Genomic DNA, 20,082 nt, shown 5'->3' on the forward strand with positions numbered 1-20,082 from the left:
GTTGGAATGAGCGGTCCCCGCTTGCGGGACTAAGCTGCGGAAGGACAGGGAGGGGAAGTTCCCCCCCACTGCCTGACCGCTCTGAGGAGCGATTAACGATGTTCGAGAGGTTCACCGACCGCGCGCGGCGGGTTGTCGTCCTGGCTCAGGAAGAAGCCCGGATGCTCAACCACAACTACATCGGCACTGAGCACATCCTCCTGGGCCTGATCCACGAGGGTGAGGGTGTCGCCGCCAAGGCCCTTGAGAGCCTCGGGATTTCGCTCGAGGCGGTCCGCCAGCAGGTGGAGGAGATCATCGGCCAGGGCCAGCAGGCCCCCTCCGGCCACATCCCCTTCACCCCGCGTGCCAAGAAGGTTCTGGAGCTGTCGCTCCGGGAGGCCCTTCAGCTCGGCCACAACTACATCGGCACGGAGCACATCCTGCTCGGCCTGATCCGTGAGGGCGAGGGCGTCGCCGCCCAGGTCCTGGTCAAGCTGGGCGCAGACCTCAACCGGGTGCGGCAGCAGGTCATCCAGCTGCTCTCCGGTTACCAGGGCAAGGAGACCGCCACCGCCGGCGGCCCTGCCGAGGGCACCCCCTCGACGTCCCTGGTCCTCGACCAGTTCGGCCGGAACCTCACCCAGGCCGCTCGCGAGTCCAAGCTCGACCCGGTCATCGGGCGCGAGAAGGAGATCGAGCGGGTCATGCAGGTGCTGTCCCGCCGCACCAAGAACAACCCGGTGCTGATCGGTGAGCCCGGCGTCGGCAAGACCGCCGTCGTCGAGGGCCTCGCCCAGGCCATCGTCAAGGGCGAGGTGCCCGAGACCCTCAAGGACAAGCACCTCTACACCCTCGACCTCGGGGCCCTGGTCGCCGGCTCCCGCTACCGCGGTGACTTCGAGGAGCGCCTGAAGAAGGTGCTCAAGGAGATCCGCACCCGCGGCGACATCATCCTGTTCATCGACGAGCTGCACACGCTGGTCGGTGCGGGTGCCGCCGAGGGCGCCATCGACGCGGCGAGCATCCTCAAGCCGATGCTGGCCCGCGGTGAGCTGCAGACCATCGGTGCCACCACCCTGGACGAGTACCGCAAGCACCTGGAGAAGGACGCGGCCCTGGAGCGCCGCTTCCAGCCCATCCAGGTCGCCGAGCCGTCCCTGCCGCACACGATCGAGATCCTCAAGGGCCTGCGCGACCGGTACGAGGCGCACCACCGCGTCTCCATCACCGACGAGGCGCTGGTCCAGGCCGCCACCCTGGCCGACCGGTACATCTCGGACCGCTTCCTGCCGGACAAGGCGATCGACCTGATCGACGAGGCCGGCTCCCGGATGCGCATCCGCCGGATGACCGCGCCGCCGGACCTGCGCGAGTTCGACGAGAAGATCGCCGGCGTCCGCCGGGACAAGGAGTCCGCGATCGACTCGCAGGACTTCGAGAAGGCCGCTTCCCTGCGCGACAAGGAGAAGCAGCTCCTGGCCGCCAAGGCCAAGCGCGAGAAGGAGTGGAAGGCCGGCGACATGGACGTCGTCGCCGAGGTCGACGGCGAGCTGATCGCCGAGGTCCTCGCCACGGCCACCGGCATCCCGGTCTTCAAGCTGACCGAGGAGGAGTCCAGCCGCCTGCTCCGCATGGAGGACGAGCTCCACAAGCGGGTCATCGGCCAGGTGGACGCCGTCAAGGCGCTCTCCAAGGCGATCCGCCGTACGCGCGCCGGTCTGAAGGACCCGAAGCGTCCGGGTGGCTCGTTCATCTTCGCCGGCCCGTCCGGTGTCGGTAAGACCGAGCTGTCCAAGGCGCTCGCCGAGTTCCTCTTCGGCGACGAGGACGCGCTGATCTCCCTCGACATGTCGGAGTTCAGCGAGAAGCACACGGTCTCCCGCCTCTTCGGTTCGCCCCCCGGCTACGTGGGCTACGAGGAGGGCGGCCAGCTCACCGAGAAGGTGCGCCGCAAGCCGTTCTCGGTCGTCCTGTTCGACGAGGTCGAGAAGGCCCACCCGGACATCTTCAACTCGCTGCTGCAGATCCTGGAGGACGGTCGCCTGACCGACTCCCAGGGCCGGGTCGTGGACTTCAAGAACACGGTCATCATCATGACGACCAACCTCGGCACCCGGGACATCTCCAAGGGCTTCAACCTGGGCTTCGCCGCCTCGGGCGACACGAAGACCAACTACGAGCGCATGAAGAACAAGGTGTCGGACGAGCTCAAGCAGCACTTCCGGCCCGAGTTCCTCAACCGCGTCGACGACGTGGTGGTCTTCCCGCAGCTGACGCCGGCCGACATCCTGCGGATCGTCGACCTGATGATCGGCAAGGTGGACGAGCGCCTGAAGGACCGGGACATGGGCATCGAGCTCTCCCAGTCCGCCAAGGAGCTGCTGTCCAAGAAGGGCTACGACCCCGTTCTGGGCGCCCGGCCGCTGCGCCGGACCATCCAGCGCGAGGTCGAGGACACGCTCTCGGAGAAGATCCTCTTCGGCGAGCTGCGCCCCGGTCACATCGTGGTCGTGGACACCGAGGGCGAGGGCGAGTCCCAGACCTTCACCTTCCGCGGTGAGGAGAAGTCCGCGCTGCCGGACGTCCCGCCGATCGAGCAGGCGGCCGGTGGATCCGGACCGAACCTGAGCAAGGAGGCGTAAGCCTCAGCGACAACCGAGAGGGGCCGGTGCCTTCGGGCACCGGCCCCTCTCGCGTGCCCGCGTGTCCGGGTGTCCCCCTGAGACGTGGGCCACATGGCCTCCGTCACAAGGGAAGGGCGCCCACCCCCGCTCCCCGGTGACAAGGCACACAAGCCCTCCGGGCCGTACTACGGCGCTTAGTGGAAACAGGGGGCGAAAAGCGGATATTCAGGGCGGTGGAATGCTGTGCGTGAGCCCCTATATGTGGCATTTGTACTGAATGCGGAAGACGTCAAGAGACGTACGACACTGCCCTCTCTTACTATTTTCTGTCGTAGTGGGGGTGTTTGAACGTCGGTGACCGGCGGGGTTACCAAGGGATGGCCCGCCCGGCGAAGGCACATGCGTCCGGGTGGTTCTCATGTCCCCGACCTCCAGAGGTATTGATGTTCCAGCGCGCCACGTCCCGCTCCGCCCGTACGACCAAGCTCCGTACCCGCGCCGCCGTTCTGGCCGCCGGTCTGGGGGTCTCCGTCGCCCTGGGTGCGGGAGTAGCGTCCGCCGCCGACAACACGGCGCCCGCCGCCGCGCAGTCGGCCGTCGCCTGGACCGCGCCGGTGAAGCAGTTCGCGCTCAGCGCCGGCTTCAACCAGGCCGGCGGTCACTGGGCGCACAAGCACAGCGGCCAGGACTTCGCCGTGCCGACCGGCACCAAGGTCGTCGCCGCGCACGGCGGCACCGTCGTCAAGGCCGGTTCCAACGGCGCCGGCGACGGCCCCGCCTACGGCAACGCCGTCGTCATCAAGCACGCCAACGGCACGTACTCCCAGTACGCCCACCTGTCCCGCGTCGACGTCAGGGTCGGCCAGGTCGTGGGCGCCGGTCAGCACATAGCCCTGTCCGGCAACACCGGCAACTCCACCGGCCCGCACCTGCACTTCGAGATCCGCACCACGCCGAACTACGGCTCCGCGCTCAACCCGCTCGCCTACCTGCGCTCGCACGGCGTGGCGGTCTGACCGGACGGACACCGCACCGAACCGCCGCCCCGCTGGCCAACAGCGGGGCGGCGGTCGTGTCAGGCCTCCTGCGTGCCCCGGTGCGCCTGGGTCACCAGGTCGATGGCGACCTCCAGGACGGCCTTGCGCCGCTCCTCGGGGTCGCCTTCGATGTCCTGCATGACGAACATCCCGGCGTGCAGCGTGAAGATGGCGCTGACGCAGCGGACCTGGTCGGCCAGGCTCGCGCCCGGGTCGATGATGATGTCCCGCAGACCGCGCATCCGGTCCTTGAAGGTGTCCCCGATGCGCAGCTCCCGTACGGTCGCCTGGTTCTCCTGCATGAAGCGGAACAGCGGTGCCGCGCCGGCGAGCGCCTGGTCGTAGCGGCGGACGATCTCCTGCTTGGTCTCCAGCGTGTGGGGCTGAAGCCGGCCCCACTCGATCAGGTCCTCCATCGGCCGGGTGAGGCTTTCGAACAGGCTGACGAGGATCTCTTCCTTCGTCTTGAAGTGGTAGTACAGAGCGGCCTTGGTGACGTCGAGGCGCTCGGCGATCTCGCGCAGCGAGGTCTTCTCGTAGCCCTGCTCGGCGAAGAGTTCGAGTGCCACGTCCTGGATGCGCTGGCGGGTGTTCCCGCGGCGCTGCTGCTGCCTGGTGCCGTCCATCGTGACATCCATCCTCGTACTCCTCCGTGCTCCCTGGACACCTTGCCTGCCGGCCGGCCGGCAAAACTTACTTGACGACCGGCTAGTTAAGGGTCTACTTTCCAGAGTGTAGTCAACTTGCCGGTCGGCAAGTAAGTACCAATCGGCTGGGGGAGTAGGACGGATGGCTGACACCGTGAAGGACGGGCCGCAGACGGCCCAGGCCGGCAAGCAACCCAGGAGCGTGCGGGTCGTCCTGCTCGCCCTGATGATCGCGATGATGCTCGCGATGCTCGACAACATGATCGTGGGCACCGCGATGCCGACGATCGTCGGTGAACTCGGCGGCCTTCAGCACCTGTCCTGGGTCGTCACCGCCTACACCCTGGCGACCGCCGCCGCCACCCCGCTGTGGGGCAAGCTCGGCGACATGTACGGGCGCAAGGGCGCCTTCATGACCTCGATCGTCATCTTCCTGATCGGCTCCGCGCTGAGCGGCATGGCCCAGAACATGGGCGAGCTGATCGGCTTCCGCGCCATTCAGGGTCTCGGCGCGGGCGGTCTGATGGTCGGCGTGATGGCCATCATCGGCGACCTGATACCGCCGCGGGAGCGCGGCAAGTACCAGGGCATGATCGCCGGCGTCATGGCGCTCGCGATGATCGGCGGCCCCCTGGTCGGCGGCACGATCACCGACAACTGGGGCTGGCGCTGGTCCTTCTACATCAACCTCCCTCTCGGCGCGGTGGCGCTCGTCGCGATCAGCGCCGTACTGCACCTGCCGAAGAAGCGCTCCCAGGCGCGGATCGACTACCTGGGCGCCGTGCTGCTGACCGTCGGCATCAGCTCCATCGTGCTCGTCACCACCTGGGGTGGTTCGGAATACGCCTGGACCTCCGCGCGGATCATGGAACTGATCGCCATCGGTGTCGCCGCGCTCGTCGGGTTCGTGCTCTGGCAGACCAGGGCCGCCGAGCCGATCCTGCCGCTGCACATCTTCCGCAGCCTCAACTTCAGCCTGATGTCGCTGATCGGCTTCATCACCGGCTTCGTGATGTTCGGCGCGGTGCTCTTCCTGCCTCTCTACCAGCAGTCGGTGCAGGGCGCCTCCGCGACCAACTCCGGTCTGCTGCTCCTGCCGATGCTGGCCGCGATGATGGTCGTGTCGCTGATCGCGGGCCGGGTCACCACCAGCAGCGGCCGGTACAAGGTCTTCCCGGTCGTCGGCAGCGTGCTGATGATCGCCGGGCTGTACCTGCTGTCCCTCATGGACACCGGCACCACCCGCTTCACCTCCGGCCTCTACATGGCCGTCCTGGGCGCGGGCATGGGCTGCCTGATGCAGATCACCATGCTGGTCGCGCAGAACAGCGTGGAGCTGAGGGACATGGGCGTGGCCTCCTCGTCCACCACCCTCTTCCGTACGCTCGGCTCCTCCTTCGGCGTCGCGATCATGGGCGCGCTGTTCAACAACCGCGTCCAGCACGAGATGGCCGAGCGGGCCGGCGCCCTGGGCCGCGGGATCACCGAGAAGTCCGCGCAGCTCGACGCGGCGAGCCTCGCCAAGCTGCCGGCCCAGGCCCGCGAGGCCTACCAGCACGCGGTGTCCGCCGGCACGCACTCGGCGTTCCTGCTGGGTTCCGTGGTGGCGGTGGCCGCGCTCCTGGCGGCGGTGTTCGTCAAGGAGGTCCCCCTGAGGGGAGCGGGACCGGCCGCGGCCGAGCCGGAGTCCAAGGACGGCGCGGCAGCCCCCGATGGCGTCGCGGAGACGGTCTGAACCATCACGGAAGGTCCCCGGCACCACACGGTGCCGGGGACCTTCCGCGTGCCCGCGTGCTGCCCCCGAGCCGCCGCCGGGTGCCGTCCCCGAGCCCCGGCCGGTTGTCAGTGCCCCGTGCCACCATCGGCGTATGGAAGCGGTGGCGGGCAGGATGCGGCAGCTACGGCTGGCCAAGGACGCCATGGACCGGGACTGGGCGGACCCGGACCTCGACCTGGACACGGTCGCGGCCCACGCCGGGTATTCGCGCTACCACTTCATACGGGCCTTCAAGGAGGCCTACGGCGAGACGCCCGGCCAGTACCTGACCCACCGCCGCATCGAGCGGGCCGAGGACCTGCTGCGCACCGCGAACCTGTCGGTGACCGAGATCTGCAACCTGGTCGGCTTCAGCAGCCTGGGCACGTTCTCGACCCGGTTCAAGGCCTGGACGGGGCTCACCCCGAGTGAGTACCGCGCACGGCACGTCGGCCGTGGGGCCGCGCTCATCCCCGGGTGCTACGCCATGCTCTGGGCCGGCGGTTTCCGGCCCGGCTCGGCCCGGGAGCGGCGGAGCAATTCCGAAGAAGCGGGCTGACCGCGGCGCTGCCTACCGTGGCAGGGAAACAGCACCTCGCAACCGCCGGGAGAAAGCCATGATCAAGGGGATCGCCATCACCACCGTCTGGGTCCTCGACCAGGACCGGGCCAAGGAGTTCTACACGCAGAAGCTCGGCCTGGAGATCCGTACGGACATGACCATGGGGGACGGCGGGATGCGCTGGCTCACCGTCGGCGCCCCCGACCAGCCCGACGTCGAGCTGACCCTCATGGTTCCCGGGCCGCCCGCGATGGACCCCGAGTCCGCCGAGATGGTCAGGAAGCTGGTCGCCAAGGGCGCCTTGGGCGCGGGAGTGCTGGCCACCGACGACATCCACGGCGACTACAAGAGGCTCAAGGACCGCGGGGTGGAGTTCCTCCAGGAACCGCAGGAGCGCCCCTACGGCACCGAGGCGCTCTTCCGCGACGACTCGGGCAACTGGTTCTCCTTCACCCAGCGGCGCGAGGGGGACCTGGACCTGGACAAGGACTGGAGCTGAGAGCTCAGTTTCCCCGCGGGAGCGTCGGGTAGCTGCCCGTGTTGGTCGGCGCGTGTTCCGGCAGCCACAGTACGGCGACCGCGCCCTCGGCCGGGATGTGTTCCGGGGCGCCCGCGGGGCGGACGTTGCGGAAGGTCAGGCGGGCGCCGAGGACGCGGGCCTGACCAGCTGCGATGGTCAGGCCGAGACCGTGGCCGTGCCCGGCGCGGTCCGTGCTGCCGGTGCGGAACCGGCTCGGCCCTTCGGCGAGCAGGTCCTCGGGGAAGCCGGGGCCGTGGTCGCGCACCCGGATGACCCGCCCCTCGACGGTCACCTCGATCGGCGGCCTGCCGTGCCGCGCGGCGTTGGCGAGCAGGTTGAACAGCACCCGCTCCAGCCGCCGCGGATCGGTGGTGACCTCCGACTCGTGCACCACCCGCACCTCGATGTCCGGGTCCTTCGCCGCCACCCGCCGGGTGACGAACTCGCCCAGCACGATGTCCTGGAGTTCGGCCCGCTCCGAGGCGCCGTCGAGCCGGGCGACCTCCAGCACGTCCTCCACCAGCGTGCGCATGGCCTTCGCACGGTCCAGGACCAGTTCCGTCGGCCGCCCGGGCGGCAGCAGCTCGGCCGCCGTCAGCAGCCCGGTCACCGGGGTGCGCAGCTCGTGCGCGATGTCCGCCGTGACCCGGCGCTCCGCCTCCAGCCTCTGCTGGAGCGCGTCCGCCATCGCGTCCACCGCCCGCGCCAGGTCGTCGGTCTCGTCGCGTACGACACCCCCGATGGCGTCCCGCACCCGTACGTCCGTCTCGCCCTTGGCGACCTGGTTGGCCGCGGTCGCCGCCTTGCGCAGCCGGCGGGAGAGCTGGCCCCCTATGAGCACGCCCAGCGCGCTGCCGCCGAGGACGACCGTGATGGATCCGATGACCAGGGCCTGGTCGAGGTCGTTGAGGATGTTCGTGCTGCGGTCGGTGAAGTGCGTGTGCAGGGACAGCACATGGCCGTCCTTGACCGGTACGGCCGCCCAGATGTCGGGCAGCCTTCCGGTGTGGTCGGCGACGTACGTCGCCCGCCGCCCCTGCTCCACCTTCTCCCGCAGTTCGAAGGGCAGCTCGGGGTCGTCGATCCTGATGCCCGGGAAGTTCGGCCGCCCCGACAGCTCGAAGTTGCGCTGGGCGATCTGGACCCGCTCGTCCGCCAGGTCCCGCGCACTGTCCAGCATCGACACCCGGGCCGCGTTGTGCACGACCAGGCTGAGCGCGACCGCCACCAGCGCGCCGACCAGCGCGATGGCCGCGCTGAGCTTCCACCTCAGCCCCGTACGGATGTCCGCCCGCTCCAGGCGCTGGGGGAGCAGGCGCCGTGAGATCCCCGGCATGACCGCCCCGCTCAGGCCTTGAGCTTGTAGCCGAAACCGCGGACCGTCTCGATCCGGTCCTGGCCGATCTTCGTACGCAGCCGCTGCACATGGACGTCGACCACACGGGTGTCGCCGCCCCAGCCGTAGTCCCACACCCGTTCCAGGAGCTTGTCCCGGGAGAGCACCGTGCCCGGCGCCGAGGAGAACTCCAGCAGCAGCCGCATCTCCGTGGGCGTGAGCGCCACCGGCTGCCCGGCCCGGCGCACCTCCATCCCCTCGGTGTCGACCTCCAGGTCGCCGAAGCTCAGCACCCCGCCGTCCACCGGGGCGGGGTCCGCTTCCGCCCGGACGCCGCCGGCGTGCCCGAAGCGGCGCAGCACCGCGCGGATGCGGGCGACCAGGACGGCGCCGTCGAACGGCTTGGTCACGTAGTCGTCGGCGCCCGCCTCCAGGCCGAGCACCACGTCGATCGAGTCCGCCCGCGCGGACAGCATGATCACCGGAACGGTCGACTCGTCGCGGATGCGGCGGCACAGGCTGACCCCGTCGAGGCCGGGGACCATGACGTCCAGCAGGGCGATGTCCGGCCGACTGGCCCGGAACGCCTCCAGGCCCGAGAGCCCGTCGGGCATCGCCGTGACCGCGAAGCCGACCCGCTCCAGGGCGAGCTGTGTGGCCTCGCGGATCACGTCGTCGTCCTCGACGAACAGGACGTGGGTCTGTTCTGCCATTCGGGTGCTCTCAGTCCTCGTCTGCTTCTCGTCGTGCGTTTCAGAAGACGTCGTGTGTTTCAGGAGACGTCATGCGCTCCAGGGGACGGCGTGTGCGCCATGAGACCGGAGCGGCGGCCCCGATACGCACGCCCTCGCCATTGTCGCGCGCCCGCCGTCCAGCGTCCGCAACCCCGCCGCCCGGCCCCATGCCACCGTCGGCATCAGCGGCCGGGGGCCACCGTCGCGCCGCCCCCGATGGTCTTGCTGTACTCGTTGCGCGTGCTGAACTCCTTGGTGAACCGGCCCGCCGACCAGCGGTACGTGATCACGTCCTCGCCGGACGGACTCGACACCGGGTCCCCCCGCGCGTACACCTGCTTGGTCACCACCAGGTCGCCGCGGTCGATCTCGGCGTAGACCGGGGGCTCCTCGGCCTTGAAGACGTTCTCGTACCTGCCCCCCTGCTCGCGGTACACATAGGCGCCGACGCCCACCGCGTCTCCGCAGGTCAGCACGTTGATGACGATGTCGTCGGCCGATCCGGAGGTCAGGTCGCCGTACGACACGTCGACGGGGTACTCGTCGGCCACGCACGGCTTGAGACCGCGTTTGACCGCGGCCGAGACCTGCGGGTCGTCCTTGATCAGCCGGACGGGGTCCATCCGCTGGGCCCGGCCGGTGGGGTCGGGGGAGGGGGACGGGACGGCGCCCGCGACCGAGCCGGAGTGGGCCGGGCCCTCGTCGCGCGCGCCGGTTCCCCCGGTGCCGCAGGCGGACGCCGAAAGGGCGAGGGCGGCGAACACGGCCGTCGCCGTGATCGCCGCCTTGACGGTGTCCCGGGCCCGCGAGGGCCCGGGGCCCGCATCCCTGCCGGTCAGGCCGCGCAACGCTCCCGCTCCTCACGCTCCAGCGCGCGTGCGTCCAGATCGCGGGCCTCCAGCTCCTCGCGGAGCCGGGCGAGCGCCCGGTGCAGCGTGCTCTTGACCGTACCCGCCGACATGCCGAGGGCGGCGGCCGTCTCCTCCGTGGACATCTGCTCCCAGTGTCGCAGCACCACGACACTGCGCTGCTTGGGAGCGAGCACCTTCAGGATGTCCATGAGGAGCGCGCGGTCGGCGTGCTGCTCGGTGGAGTCCTCGACGCGGGCGTCCGGGAGCTGCTCGGTGGGGACCTCCTCCAGCTTCCGGGCCCGCCACCACTCGGTACGCGTGTTGATCATCACGCGGCGCAGATAGGCGTCCGCGAGCCGCTTGTCGGCGATGCCCTCCCAGCGGCCGTAGGTCCGTGCGAGTGCCGTCTGGAGCAGGTCCTGGGCTTCGACCGGGTCCGGGACCAGCCGGCGCGCACTGCGCAGCAGCGCGTCCTGCCGGGTACGCACGTACTCCTCGAACTCGAGCACCTCACCCTGCGCCATCTACGACCGCCTCCGATCCCCGTTTCCCGGCCCGCCTGCCGCCGGTCTCCACACCCTGAGCGGACGGGCTGTGGTCGGCAGCCGTCCGGTGCCTGTCCGGCACGCAACTGAAGGTACGGAGGCGTTGTCACGGCGCTGTCCGAAGCAGCCTGCGGGCAGCCCTCGGCTGTGCGGCGGTTGTGTAACGGAAGTAGGACGGGGCTAAGAACGCGCCTTGATTTGTCCATTTTGGGGGCGATTTGGGAGGTCGGGTGACGGGCGAGCGTGTGACACGAACACTCGCGTCGCACTCCGAAGTCGGGGCGGGCTTGAGGAGTGACTAACGGTCAGGTGGCAGGTGCCAGGTGTCGGGGTGTCAGGTGTGGGATGACGGGAGGTCAGGTCAGCGGCAGTCGGTACAGCCCGCCCGGCAGCGGCTCCACCAGGCCGTCCGCGACGAGCCCGTCCAGGGCCCGGGCCCGCTGGACGGGCTCGTGCCAGACCCGGTCGAGCACCGGTTGCGGGACGGGCGCGTGGGCCTCGCGCAGCACGGCGAGGAGCTTGCCGCGGACCTGTCGGTCCGTGCCCGCGTACGTCTGTCCGCGGCGCGGCGGCCCGTCGTGTGCGGGCTTGCCCGCGAGCCGCCAGGCGCAGTGTCCGGCGATCGGGCAGTGCGGGCACGACTCGTTCTTCGCCGTGCACACCAGCGCGCCGAGCTCCATGGAGGCGGCCGCCCAGCGGGCCGCCGTCCCCTCGTCCTCGGGCAGCAGGGCACGTGCCAGGCGCCGTTCGGCGGCGGTGGTGGCGTTCGGCGGGTACTGCACGCCGGTGACCGCGCGGGCCAGCACCCGGCGGACGTTGGTGTCCAGGACGGCGTGCCGCTGACCGTAGGCGAAGGACGCGACCGCCGCGGCCGTGTACTCGCCGATGCCCGGCAGGGCGAGCAGTTGGGCGTGCTCGGTCGGTACGTCGCCGCCGTGCCGTTCCGTTATGGCGACCGCGGCGCCGTGCAGGCGCAGGGCGCGGCGCGGGTAGCCGAGCCGGCCCCAGGCGCGGACGGCCTCGCCGGGTGCCTCCTTGGCGAGGTCGGCGGGCCGGGGCCAGCGGTCGAGCCACTGCTCGTAGACCGGCAGCACACGGCTCACCGGCGTCTGCTGGAGCATGAACTCGCTGACCATCACGCCCCAGGCGCCGGCGTCGGGGCGTCGCCAGGGCAGGTCGCGGGCGTGGTCGTCGAACCAGGTGATGACCTGGGTGTGCAGAGTCGGGCCGAGGGCGGTGCCGGAGGCCTCGGCACCGGTGGGCGTGCCGGTGCCCGGACGGGCACCGGCGGCGTGGGCCGGGGTGTCGGGGCCGCTGTGCGGGGGCAGTGTGGGCGCAGTCATGGCCTTCCGATCCTGCCACGTGGGGATGGGTGGCCGTGTGACCCGGCGCGGGCCGGTGTCGTCACGGACCGTGCCCGCGGGGTCACGGTGGGGCCAAAGAGGGCCGCGCGTACGGGTGTTGTCGTGATGATGATCCGGAAAAGTTGTCGTCGGCCCGGCGGGTGGGGCCGGGGAAGCCGACGATCTCTCGTACAGTTTGGGCCGTGGGATCTCTGCGCAATCCGGTCGGTCCGCTTCCCGCCTCCATCTACTGGCGACGGCGGGTCATCATGCTGTCCGTGGTCGCCCTGCTGGCGCTGCTGATCGCCTGGATCGCCCCCCTGGGGGGCGGGGGCCGCAAGACCGACGGCGGCGGGCCGAACGACAAGCATCCGGGGCCCTCCGCCTCCACCATCACGCCGGGACCCTCCGGCTCCGGTCCCGCGATCAGCCAACACCCCGGCGGCAGGGACGAGTCCGGCGGCGGTGACTCCGACGGGTCGGACTCGGGATCAGGCTCGGGATCGGGCTCGGGGACGGGCGGCACCGGTGACGCCGGCGGTTCCGACAGCTCCGGTGGCAGCGGGGACGGGGGCGGCGCCGGTTCCGGCGGGTCCGGTGGCGGCGGGGACGAGGGCGGCGCCAGCGGCGGCGGCCCGGGCGCCGTGCTGCCGGCCGGCAGCTCGCTGCCCAACTGCACGTCGGGCGCGGTCAAGTTGACGCTGCGCAGCGTGCGCAACTCCTACGGGCCCGGCCAGACGCCGGAGTTCGAGCTGGTCGCCGCGAACTCCTCCGGCGGCGACTGCAAGGTCGATCTCGGGCCCAAGTCCGCTGTGGTGACGGTCAGTCAGGCCGAGAGCAGCTCCGCCTACTGGTCCTCCGCCGACTGCCCCAAGACGGCCGGGAGCCGGCTGTACCGGGTGTCGGCGGGCAGCGGCTTCACCTACACCGTCCGGTGGGACCGCAAGCCGAGCGCCCCGCAGTGCGCGACGCCTCCGGCCGGGTCGGCCCGGGCGGGCACCTACCTGGTCGAGGCGAAGGTGCCGGGGTACGCGAAGCTGCGGACGTCGTTCGTGCTGTCGGAGGACTGAGCGGGCCCGGACGGACCGGCGCGGACCGTGCCGAGGGCGGCCGTAGAGGCCTGAGGCGGCCGGCCGAGGCCGGTGCCGGTCAGACGTAGCGCTCCAGGATCGACGACTCCGCCAGCCGCGACAGGCCCTCGCGGACGCTCCGCGCCCGCGCCTCGCCCACGCCGTCCACCGTCTGAAGGTCGTCGACGCTCGCGGCGAGCAGCTTCTGCAGGCCGCCGAAGTGCTCGACCAGGCGGTCGATGATGGCGCCGGGCAGCCGGGGCACCTTGGCCAGCAGACGGAAGCCGCGCGGGGAGACCGCCGAGTCGAGGGTCTCCGGAGAGCCGGTGTAGCCCAGGGCGCGGGCGACGGTGGACAGTTCGAGCAGCTCGGCGTGGGAGAGCTTGTCCAGCTCGGCCAGGGCCTCCTCGACGGTGCGGGAGCGCTTGGCGGTGGGCTCGGGGACGTAGTCGCGCACCACCAGCTCGCGCTCCGGCTCCACGCCCGCGATCAACTCGTCGAGCTGAAGGGCCAGGAGACGGCCGTCGGTGCCCAGCTCCACCACGTACTCGGCGATCTCGGTGGCGATGCGGCGCACCATCTCCAGGCGCTGCGCGACCGCCGAGACGTCCCGGACCGTCACCAGGTCCTCGATCTCCAGCGCCGACAGCGTGCCCGCCACCTCGTCCAGGCGGAGCTTGTAGCGCTCCAGGGTCGCCAGGGCCTGGTTGGCGCGGGAGAGGATCGCCGCGGAGTCCTCCAGGACACGGCGCTGGCCGTCGACGTAGAGGGCGATCAGCCGCATGGACTGCGAGACCGAGACCACCGGGAAGTCGACCTGCTTGCTCACCCGGTCCGCAGTGCGGTGCCGGGTGCCGGTCTCCTCGGTCGGGATCGTCGGGTCCGGGACCAGCTGCACGCCCGCCCGCAGGATCTTCGACAGGTCGGACGAGATCACGATGCCGCCGTCCAGCTTGCACAGCTCCCGCAGCCGGGTCGCCGTGAACTCGACATCCAGCACGAAACCGCCCGTGCACATCGACTCCACGGTCTTGTCGGAGCCGAGCACGATGAGTCCGCCGGTGTTGCCGCGGAGCACCCGTTCGAGGCCGTCCCGCAGGGCCGTACCGGGTGCCACGGCGCTCAGGGAGGCGCGCATCAGGCCATCGGTGCCGGAACTCCCGCCGGACTTTCCGGGAGCTGCTGCCCGGTCGTTGGCTGCCACTGCACTCCTCCGGTCGCAGGTTCTTCGGGCGCTGCCGTTTCGCACACTCGGTTCGTACGGACGGGCGAGACCAGGGCAAAGTCTACCGGCGCTCCTCCTGCTCCCGTGGGGCGTCCCGGCGACGCGAGCGGGGCAGGACCCGCAGCGCGTCCCCTATGTCGGCCACTTCCAGGACCTTCATTCCCGACGGGACCTTGCCCGGGTCGCCCGGTACGAGGGCGTGCGTGAAGCCCAGGCGGTGGGCCTCGGCGAGCCGGCGCTGCACGCCGGTGACGCGTCTGACCTCGCCCGCCAGGCCCACCTCGCCGATCGCGACGAGGTTCTTCGGCAGCGGGGTGTCGCTCGCCGCCGACGCCAGCGCGAGGGCGACCGCGAGGTCGGCGGCCGGCTCGGAGAGCTTCACCCCGCCGACCGTCGCCGAGTAGATGTCCCGCTTGCCGAGCGCGCTGATCCGGCCCCGCTGCTCCAGCACGGCCAGCATCATCGAGACCCGGGAGGTCTCCAGACCGGACGTCGTACGGCGCGGGGAGGGGATCTGGGAGTCGACGGTGAGTGCCTGCACCTCAGCGACCAGGGGGCGGCGGCCCTCCAGGGTGACCGTCAGGCAGGTGCCGGGGACGGGCTCCGCCCGGCGGGTCAGGAACAGGCCGCTGGGGTCGGCCAGGCCCGTGATGCCCTCGTCGTGCAGTTCGAAGCAGCCGACCTCGTCCGTCGCGCCGTAGCGGTTCTTGACGCCGCGGACCAGGCGCAGGCGCGCGTGCCGGTCGCCCTCGAAGTGCAGCACCACGTCCACCAGGTGCTCCAGCAGGCGCGGGCCCGCGATGGCGCCGTCCTTGGTGACATGGCCCACCAGGAGCGTGGACATGCCGCGGTCCTTGGAGGCGCGGATCAGGGCGCCCGCGACCTCGCGCACCTGTGCCATGCCGCCGGGCGCGCCGTCGATCTCGGGCGAGGCGACCGTCTGCACCGAGTCGAGGATGAGGAGGGAGGGCTTGACCGCGTCCAAGTGGCCGAGGATGGCGGCCAGATCCGTCTCGGCGGCCAGATACAGGTGGTCGTCGATGGCGCCGATGCGGTCGGCGCGCAGGCGGACCTGGCTCGCGGACTCCTCGCCCGTGACGTACAGCGTGCGGTGCTCGTCGCTGGCGGACTTGGCCGCCACGTCGAGGAGCAGCGTGGACTTGCCGACGCCGGGTTCACCGGCGAGGAGGACGACGGCACCGGGGACCAGCCCGCCGCCCAGGACCCGGTCGAGTTCGGGCACGCCGGTGGAGCGGGCGGTGGCCTGGCGGCCGTCGACCTGGCCGATGGGCACGGCCGAGGTGGTGACCCGGCCCGGCGTCGTCGTACGGACCGCGGGCGCGCCGTACTCCTCGACGGTCCCCCAGGCCTGGCACTCGGGGCAGCGGCCGAGCCACTTGGCCGTCTGCCAGCCGCACTCCGTGCAGCGGTAGGACGGTCGGTCCTTGGTGGTCTTGGTACGGGCAGCCATGAAGGAAACCGTAGCCGCAACCACTGACAGCCCGGCGGGCTCGGTCCGGTCTTGGAACCCTGGGTTCCGTTCCCCTTATGAGGGATCGTTTCACCCGTACGGATTAAAAGTGCTCAAGGTGCACAGAGGGACGATCCTGCGGGGCTTACGGTCGCACAGGTGATGAGCCGCAGCCCGGACACCTCGACCCGCACGCCCGGTGCGCACCGGGCGCACCGCGAGGCGCGTGATCGCGCTGCCGCGCACGCCGTGGCGCAGCGACCGCCCGCGCGTTACGAGCCCTACCTCGACGGCCTGTTCACCTACTGCCTGTCCGTGCTGTGCGACCACGAGGCGGCGACCGCCGCCCTCGGGGACGCGCTGGCGTTCGCCGAGCGGCGCGGGCAGCGCGGACCCGGAACCGCGGGCGAGCGCCGGGCCTGGCTGTACGCGCTGGCCCGCTGGGCGTGCCTGCGCAAGCTGGCCGAGGCCAGGCAGAAACGTCCGGGCACGCACGCCGCGGGCCGCACCGGCGGCGACCGGCACACGGCCGGGCGGACCGTGCCGCCGCCGGTGCCCGACGAGGTCCAGCGGGAGCGGCGCCGCGAACTCGCCCAGCTCGCCTGGCCGGAGGCCGCCGGCACCACCCCGGAGCAGCGCGAGGCGCTCGAACTCGCCGTACGCCACCACCTCGCCGCCCACGAGGTCGCCGCCGTCCTCGGCATGGGCCCCGCCGCCACGCGGGAACTGCTCGCCGCGGCCGCCTGCGAGGTGGAGCGCACCCGCGCGGCGCTCGCCGTCGTGGAGACCGGCACCTGCCCGAGCGTGTCCCGGCTCACCGGGGACAGCCGGCTCGTGCTCGGCACGGCACTGCGGGGCGAGCTCGTGCGGCACGTCGACGACTGCCCGCGGTGCCGCCGCACCGCCGAGCGCGCCGTGTCCGGTCAGTGGCCCGGCGCCACCGTCACCCCCGCCGAGCTGCCCGTGCTGCCCGCACCCCGCGCGGCCCTGGTCAAGGCCCTGGCCCACCACCCGCGCGCGCGGAGCACCGCTCCCCGCTTCGACCGGCGCGGATTCCCGATGGACCCCAAGGACCACGCGGCCCGCAGGGACCGTCTCCGCGCGCGTGCCGTCACGACCACGGTGGTGGCGACGGTGGTGGCCGCGCCGGTGCTGGCCCTGTGGGCCGCCTACCGCGGCAGCCCGGCCGAGCATGGCCACGGGGGCTCCGCCGCGGGCACGCACGACGGGCACGGCCCCGGTGTCCTGGGCGGCGAGGGCGGCAAAGGCTACGAGAACACCGGCAACGCGGGAGCCGGGCCCGACACCCGCTTCCACACCAGCGGCCGGCCCGACGTCTCCGTGGAGGTCATCAGCGTCACGGGCACCGGCCACAGGGACGGCCGTCTGACGGTGAGCGCGGACAACACCGGCGACACCACCCTGATCACCCTCACCGCCGCGGGGCCCGGCCCGGTCGACTGGTCCGCGTCCACCGGGGCGCACTGGCTCTACCTGAGCCGCTCCTCGGGCACCCTCCGGCCCGGCGAGTCGTTGACGATCAAGGTCCACGTCGACCATCTGCGCGAGCCCTCCGGCCGCTGGAGCGCACGGGTGGCGATCGCGCCCGCCGGTGCCGTCGTCTCCATCGACGGCTACGGCACCGCGCCCAGCCCCTCCGGACGCGGGGCCGGGCATCCGGCCGACCCGCCCACGTCCGGTCCGCGCCCCACGCCGACTCCTTCGGCGCCCTCCGAGCCCACACCCACCCCGACCGACCCGCCGGAGTCGCCCGATCCCACGCCCACGCCCGGCGAGTCGTCGCCGACGGACCCGGACACCCCGCCCCCGTCGACCGCGGGCGACGACCCGCCCAGCCCTTCCGAGGGCCGGCGGGGAGAGGGACGGCGTGAGGGCACGGCGTGCGACGGCGCGGGCCGGCACGGCAAGCGCGAACGCGGCTGCCCGGCCCCGGCCTCGGCGGGCGGCGGCCGCCGGTAAGGGGCAGCCCAGGGCTGCCCCCGGCGATCGGATCCGACCGCCGACGGTGCCTTGCGGCGAGCCGCTGTGACGGCGGCCGAAGGCCCTGAGGCAGGCTTTCCGACGGCAGCCCGCCTTCCGGCGAGGTGGCCGCGGCCGACGGAACTCAGGCGTGCCGTCCGGCGAGGTGGCCGCGGCCGACGGACCTTGGGCGTGCCCTCCGACGGCAGCCGTCCTCCGGCGAGCCACCGCCGCGGTGGCCGACGGGCCGCCGGACGGGCCCTGAGGCACCGGCCGCCGTAGGGATGTTCAGGCACGGGCCTTTGAACGGGCACCCAGGCGCCGGTCTTCGGACGGGCACCCAGGCGCCGGTCTTCGGACGGGCACTGAGGCGCGGTCGTCGGACGGGCATGCAGGCGCCGGTCGTCGGACGGGCACTGAGGCGCTGGTCCTCGGACGGGCACTGAGGCGCTGGTCCTCGGACGGGCTCTCAGGCGTCGGCCCTCGGACGGAAACGCATACGCGCCCTCGGACTCACACGGCCGGGTCCGCCGGGTGCGGTGCCAGCAGCGGCAGGCCGGAGGCCAGACGCTCCTCGCACAGTTCGACCAGGCGGTCGTAGCCGGCCCCGCCCATCAGCTCGGTCAGCTCCGCCCGGTAGGAGACGTACACCGGCTCGCCCGCGCCGTGCGCCGACGTCGCCGAGGTGCACCACCAGTGCAGGTCGTGGCCGCCCGGACCCCAGCCCCTGCGGTCGTACTCGCCGATCGACACCTGCAGCACGCGGGTGTCGTCGGGCCGGTCGATCCACTCGAAGGTCCGCCGGATCGGCAGCTGCCAGCACACGTCCGGCTTCGTCTCCAGCGGCTCGCGGCCCTCTCTCAGAGCCAGGATGTGCAGCGAGCACCCCATGCCGCCCGAGAAGCCGGGCCGGTTCTGGAAGATGCACGAGCCCTGGAAGGGACGCGTCTGCCGGGAGCCCTCCTCGTCCTCGGACACCCAGCCGTTCTCCCTGCCCTCGGCATGGTTCTGCCAGATGTCCGGTGTGAGCCTCGCCACGTGCTCGGCGACCCGCTTCTCGTCGTCCTCGTCGGAGAAGTGGGCGCCCAGGCTGCAGCACCCGTCGTCCGCACGGCCCGCCTGGATGCCCTGGCAGCCGCTTCCGAAGACGCAGGTCCAACGAGAGGTCAGCCAGGTCAGATCGCAGCGGAAGACCTGCTCGTCGTCCGCCGGGTCCGGGAACTCCACCCACGCGCGCGCGAAGTCGAGGCCCTTCTCGTCGGATTGCGCGCCCCGCTTCTTCGGCTTCACCGCTTCCGCCGGGTTCGCCGGGTTCGCCGATTTATCGGTCTTCGCCTTTTTCGTCTTTGGCACCCGTCCAGGGTAAGTCGCCGGGCGTCCGGGCCGGGACCGTCCCGTGCGGCGCCTCACGCAGGAAGGACACCGGCGACGGATGGCATCCCAGATGGCAGTAGCGTTTCTGTCCATGAGACTCGGTGTCCTCGACGTGGGCTCGAACACGGTGCACCTGCTGGTGGTCGACGCCCACCCCGGCGCACGCCCGCTGCCCGCGCACTCGCACAAGGCCGAACTGCGCCTCGCCCAGCTGCTCGACGCGAGCGGCGCGATCGGCTCCGACGGCGTCGACAGCCTCGTCGCCGTGGTCCGCGAAGCGCTCCAGGCCGCCGAGGACAAGGGCGTCGAGGACCTGCTGCCGTTCGCCACCTCCGCCGTGCGCGACGCGGGCAACGCCGACGACGTCCTCGCCCGAGTGCAGGAGGAGACCGGGGTCAGGCTCCAGGTGCTCAGCGGCGCGGAGGAGGCCCGCCTCACCTTCCTCGCCGCCCGCCGCTGGTTCGGCTGGTCGGCCGGGAAACTGCTGGTCCTGGACATCGGCGGCGGCTCACTGGAGATCGCGTACGGCATCGACGAGGAGCCCGACGCGGCCGTGTCGCTGCCGCTCGGCGCGGGCCGGCTCACCGCCGGCTGGCTGCCCGGCGACCCGCCCACCACGGAGGACGTCAGGGCGCTGCGCCGCCATGTGCGTACCGAGATCGCGCGGACGGTCGGCGAGTTCAGCCGCTTCGGCGCCCCCGACCACGTCGTCGCCACCTCGAAGACCTTCAAGCAGCTCGCCAGGCTGGCCGGCGCCCCCCGCTCGGCCGAGGGCCTCTACGTGCAGCGGGAGCTGAAGCGGGAGTCCCTGGAGGCGTGGGTGCCGCGGCTGTCCGGCATGACGGCCGGCGAGCGCTGTGAACTCCCCGGTGTCTCCGACGGCCGCGCCGGACAGCTTCTGGCGGGCGCCCTGGTCGCCGAGGGCGCGATGGACCTCTTCGGTGTGGAACGGCTGGAGATATGCCCGTGGGCCCTCAGGGAGGGCGTGATACTCCGGCGTCTCGACCACATGGGCTGACGAGAGC

The 20,082-nt window shown here is 71.7% G+C and carries 17 protein-coding genes; 8 read left to right on the forward strand and 9 right to left on the reverse strand.

Features of this window, described 5'->3' with window-relative positions; all coding sequences use genetic code 11:
• The first annotated feature begins 98 nt into the window (after positions 1 to 98).
• Together CG719_RS12015 and CG719_RS12020 are read left to right on the forward strand one after the other, a co-directional pair.
• Positions 99 to 2,624: an ATP-dependent Clp protease ATP-binding subunit gene (locus CG719_RS12015; RefSeq protein ID WP_100568548.1), complete on the forward strand. Its 2,526-nt coding sequence runs from the start codon at positions 99 to 101 to the stop codon at positions 2,622 to 2,624.
• A 425-nt stretch (positions 2,625 to 3,049) separates the two neighbouring features.
• A complete protein-coding gene (locus tag CG719_RS12020) occupies positions 3,050 to 3,622 on the forward strand; it encodes a M23 family metallopeptidase (protein ID WP_100568549.1) in 573 nt (190 codons plus the stop codon).
• Positions 3,623 to 3,681: 59 nt separating this feature from the next.
• Here CG719_RS12020 and CG719_RS12025 read toward each other — a convergent pair whose 3' ends face one another.
• A complete protein-coding gene (locus CG719_RS12025) occupies positions 3,682 to 4,281 on the reverse strand; it encodes a TetR/AcrR family transcriptional regulator (RefSeq protein WP_199836607.1) in 600 nt (199 codons plus the stop codon).
• 151 nt (positions 4,282 to 4,432) lie between these two features.
• Here CG719_RS12025 and CG719_RS12030 point away from each other — a divergent pair, with 151 nt between their 5' ends.
• The 3 genes from CG719_RS12030 (at position 4,433) to CG719_RS12040 (ending at position 7,107) form a co-directional block, all read left to right on the forward strand.
• Entirely contained in the window at positions 4,433 to 6,025 is a 1,593-nt protein-coding gene (locus CG719_RS12030) for an MDR family MFS transporter (protein ID WP_100568550.1), read from the forward strand.
• A gap of 133 nt (positions 6,026 to 6,158) precedes the next feature.
• A complete protein-coding gene (locus tag CG719_RS12035; protein WP_376493334.1) occupies positions 6,159 to 6,605 on the forward strand; it encodes a helix-turn-helix transcriptional regulator in 447 nt (148 codons plus the stop codon).
• Between the two features lie 58 nt (positions 6,606 to 6,663).
• Entirely contained in the window at positions 6,664 to 7,107 is a 444-nt protein-coding gene (locus CG719_RS12040; protein ID WP_100568552.1) for a VOC family protein, read from the forward strand.
• 4 nt (positions 7,108 to 7,111) lie between these two features.
• Here CG719_RS12040 and cseC read toward each other — a convergent pair whose 3' ends face one another.
• The 5 genes from cseC to CG719_RS12065 all read right to left on the reverse strand — a co-directional run bounded on the left by cseC (position 7,112) and on the right by CG719_RS12065 (position 11,937).
• Positions 7,112 to 8,464: a two-component system sensor histidine kinase CseC gene (gene cseC / locus CG719_RS12045; RefSeq protein ID WP_100568553.1), complete on the reverse strand. Its 1,353-nt coding sequence runs from the start codon at positions 8,462 to 8,464 to the stop codon at positions 7,112 to 7,114.
• Positions 8,465 to 8,475: 11 nt separating this feature from the next.
• Positions 8,476 to 9,177, reverse strand: coding sequence for a two-component system response regulator CseB (gene cseB, locus CG719_RS12050; RefSeq protein ID WP_100568554.1), 702 nt, complete (start codon positions 9,175 to 9,177; stop codon positions 8,476 to 8,478).
• 203 nt (positions 9,178 to 9,380) lie between these two features.
• Positions 9,381 to 10,046, reverse strand: coding sequence for a hypothetical protein (locus tag CG719_RS12055; RefSeq protein ID WP_100568555.1), 666 nt, complete (start codon positions 10,044 to 10,046; stop codon positions 9,381 to 9,383).
• The gene (locus CG719_RS12060) at positions 10,034 to 10,573 is read right to left on the reverse strand and encodes a SigE family RNA polymerase sigma factor (protein ID WP_100568556.1); all 540 of its coding nucleotides are present in this window, start codon (positions 10,571 to 10,573) and stop codon (positions 10,034 to 10,036) included. The genes CG719_RS12055 and CG719_RS12060 overlap by 13 nt, the downstream gene beginning before the upstream one ends.
• 377 nt (positions 10,574 to 10,950) lie before the next feature.
• A complete protein-coding gene (locus CG719_RS12065) occupies positions 10,951 to 11,937 on the reverse strand; it encodes an A/G-specific adenine glycosylase (protein WP_100568557.1) in 987 nt (328 codons plus the stop codon).
• A 203-nt stretch (positions 11,938 to 12,140) separates the two neighbouring features.
• Between CG719_RS12065 and CG719_RS12070 the strand changes: the two genes are divergently transcribed.
• Entirely contained in the window at positions 12,141 to 13,007 is an 867-nt protein-coding gene (locus CG719_RS12070; protein ID WP_100568558.1) for a hypothetical protein, read from the forward strand.
• Positions 13,008 to 13,086: 79 nt separating this feature from the next.
• Here CG719_RS12070 and disA read toward each other — a convergent pair whose 3' ends face one another.
• Both disA and radA read right to left on the reverse strand, forming a co-directional pair.
• Positions 13,087 to 14,211, reverse strand: a complete 1,125-nt coding sequence (gene disA, locus CG719_RS12075) for a DNA integrity scanning diadenylate cyclase DisA (RefSeq protein WP_100568559.1) — start codon at positions 14,209 to 14,211, stop codon at positions 13,087 to 13,089.
• An 82-nt stretch (positions 14,212 to 14,293) separates the two neighbouring features.
• Positions 14,294 to 15,703, reverse strand: a complete 1,410-nt coding sequence (gene radA, locus CG719_RS12080) for a DNA repair protein RadA (RefSeq protein WP_100568560.1) — start codon at positions 15,701 to 15,703, stop codon at positions 14,294 to 14,296.
• A 162-nt stretch (positions 15,704 to 15,865) separates the two neighbouring features.
• Between radA and CG719_RS12085 the strand changes: the two genes are divergently transcribed.
• On the forward strand, positions 15,866 to 17,683 hold the full coding sequence (locus tag CG719_RS12085) for a BACON domain-containing protein (RefSeq protein ID WP_234375523.1): 1,818 nt from the start codon (positions 15,866 to 15,868) through the stop codon (positions 17,681 to 17,683).
• Between the two features lie 513 nt (positions 17,684 to 18,196).
• Here CG719_RS12085 and CG719_RS12090 read toward each other — a convergent pair.
• A complete protein-coding gene (locus CG719_RS12090; protein WP_100568561.1) occupies positions 18,197 to 19,036 on the reverse strand; it encodes a hypothetical protein in 840 nt (279 codons plus the stop codon).
• Between the two features lie 112 nt (positions 19,037 to 19,148).
• Between CG719_RS12090 and CG719_RS12095 the strand changes: the two genes are divergently transcribed.
• Positions 19,149 to 20,075, forward strand: a complete 927-nt coding sequence (locus tag CG719_RS12095) for a Ppx/GppA phosphatase family protein (protein WP_100568562.1) — start codon at positions 19,149 to 19,151, stop codon at positions 20,073 to 20,075.
• Positions 20,076 to 20,082 lie beyond the last annotated feature (7 nt).

It is taken from the genome of Streptomyces sp. CB01373, assembly GCF_002803075.1.
Taxonomy (GTDB): Bacteria; Actinomycetota; Actinomycetes; order Streptomycetales; family Streptomycetaceae; genus Streptomyces.

Bases quoted from the DNA above. Each gene is read 5' to 3' on its own strand.
- CG719_RS12025 (WP_199836607.1), bottom strand. From the start codon at position 4,281: ATGGATGTCACGATGGACGGCACCAGGCAGCAGCAGCGCCGCGGGAAC.
- radA (WP_100568560.1), bottom strand. From the start codon at position 15,703: ATGGCTGCCCGTACCAAGACCACCAAGGACCGACCGTCCTACCGCTGC.
- CG719_RS12095 (WP_100568562.1), top strand. From the start codon at position 19,149: ATGAGACTCGGTGTCCTCGACGTGGGCTCGAACACGGTGCACCTGCTG.
- CG719_RS12060 (WP_100568556.1), bottom strand. From the start codon at position 10,573: ATGGCGCAGGGTGAGGTGCTCGAGTTCGAGGAGTACGTGCGTACCCGG.
- CG719_RS12040 (WP_100568552.1), top strand. From the start codon at position 6,664: ATGATCAAGGGGATCGCCATCACCACCGTCTGGGTCCTCGACCAGGAC.
- CG719_RS12085 (WP_234375523.1), top strand. From the start codon at position 15,866: ATGAGCCGCAGCCCGGACACCTCGACCCGCACGCCCGGTGCGCACCGG.
- CG719_RS12020 (WP_100568549.1), top strand. From the start codon at position 3,050: ATGTTCCAGCGCGCCACGTCCCGCTCCGCCCGTACGACCAAGCTCCGT.
- CG719_RS12065 (WP_100568557.1), bottom strand. From the start codon at position 11,937: ATGACTGCGCCCACACTGCCCCCGCACAGCGGCCCCGACACCCCGGCC.
- cseB (WP_100568554.1), bottom strand. From the start codon at position 9,177: ATGGCAGAACAGACCCACGTCCTGTTCGTCGAGGACGACGACGTGATC.
- CG719_RS12015 (WP_100568548.1), top strand. From the start codon at position 99: ATGTTCGAGAGGTTCACCGACCGCGCGCGGCGGGTTGTCGTCCTGGCT.
- CG719_RS12030 (WP_100568550.1), top strand. From the start codon at position 4,433: ATGGCTGACACCGTGAAGGACGGGCCGCAGACGGCCCAGGCCGGCAAG.
- CG719_RS12035 (WP_376493334.1), top strand. From the start codon at position 6,159: ATGGAAGCGGTGGCGGGCAGGATGCGGCAGCTACGGCTGGCCAAGGAC.
- cseC (WP_100568553.1), bottom strand. From the start codon at position 8,464: ATGCCGGGGATCTCACGGCGCCTGCTCCCCCAGCGCCTGGAGCGGGCG.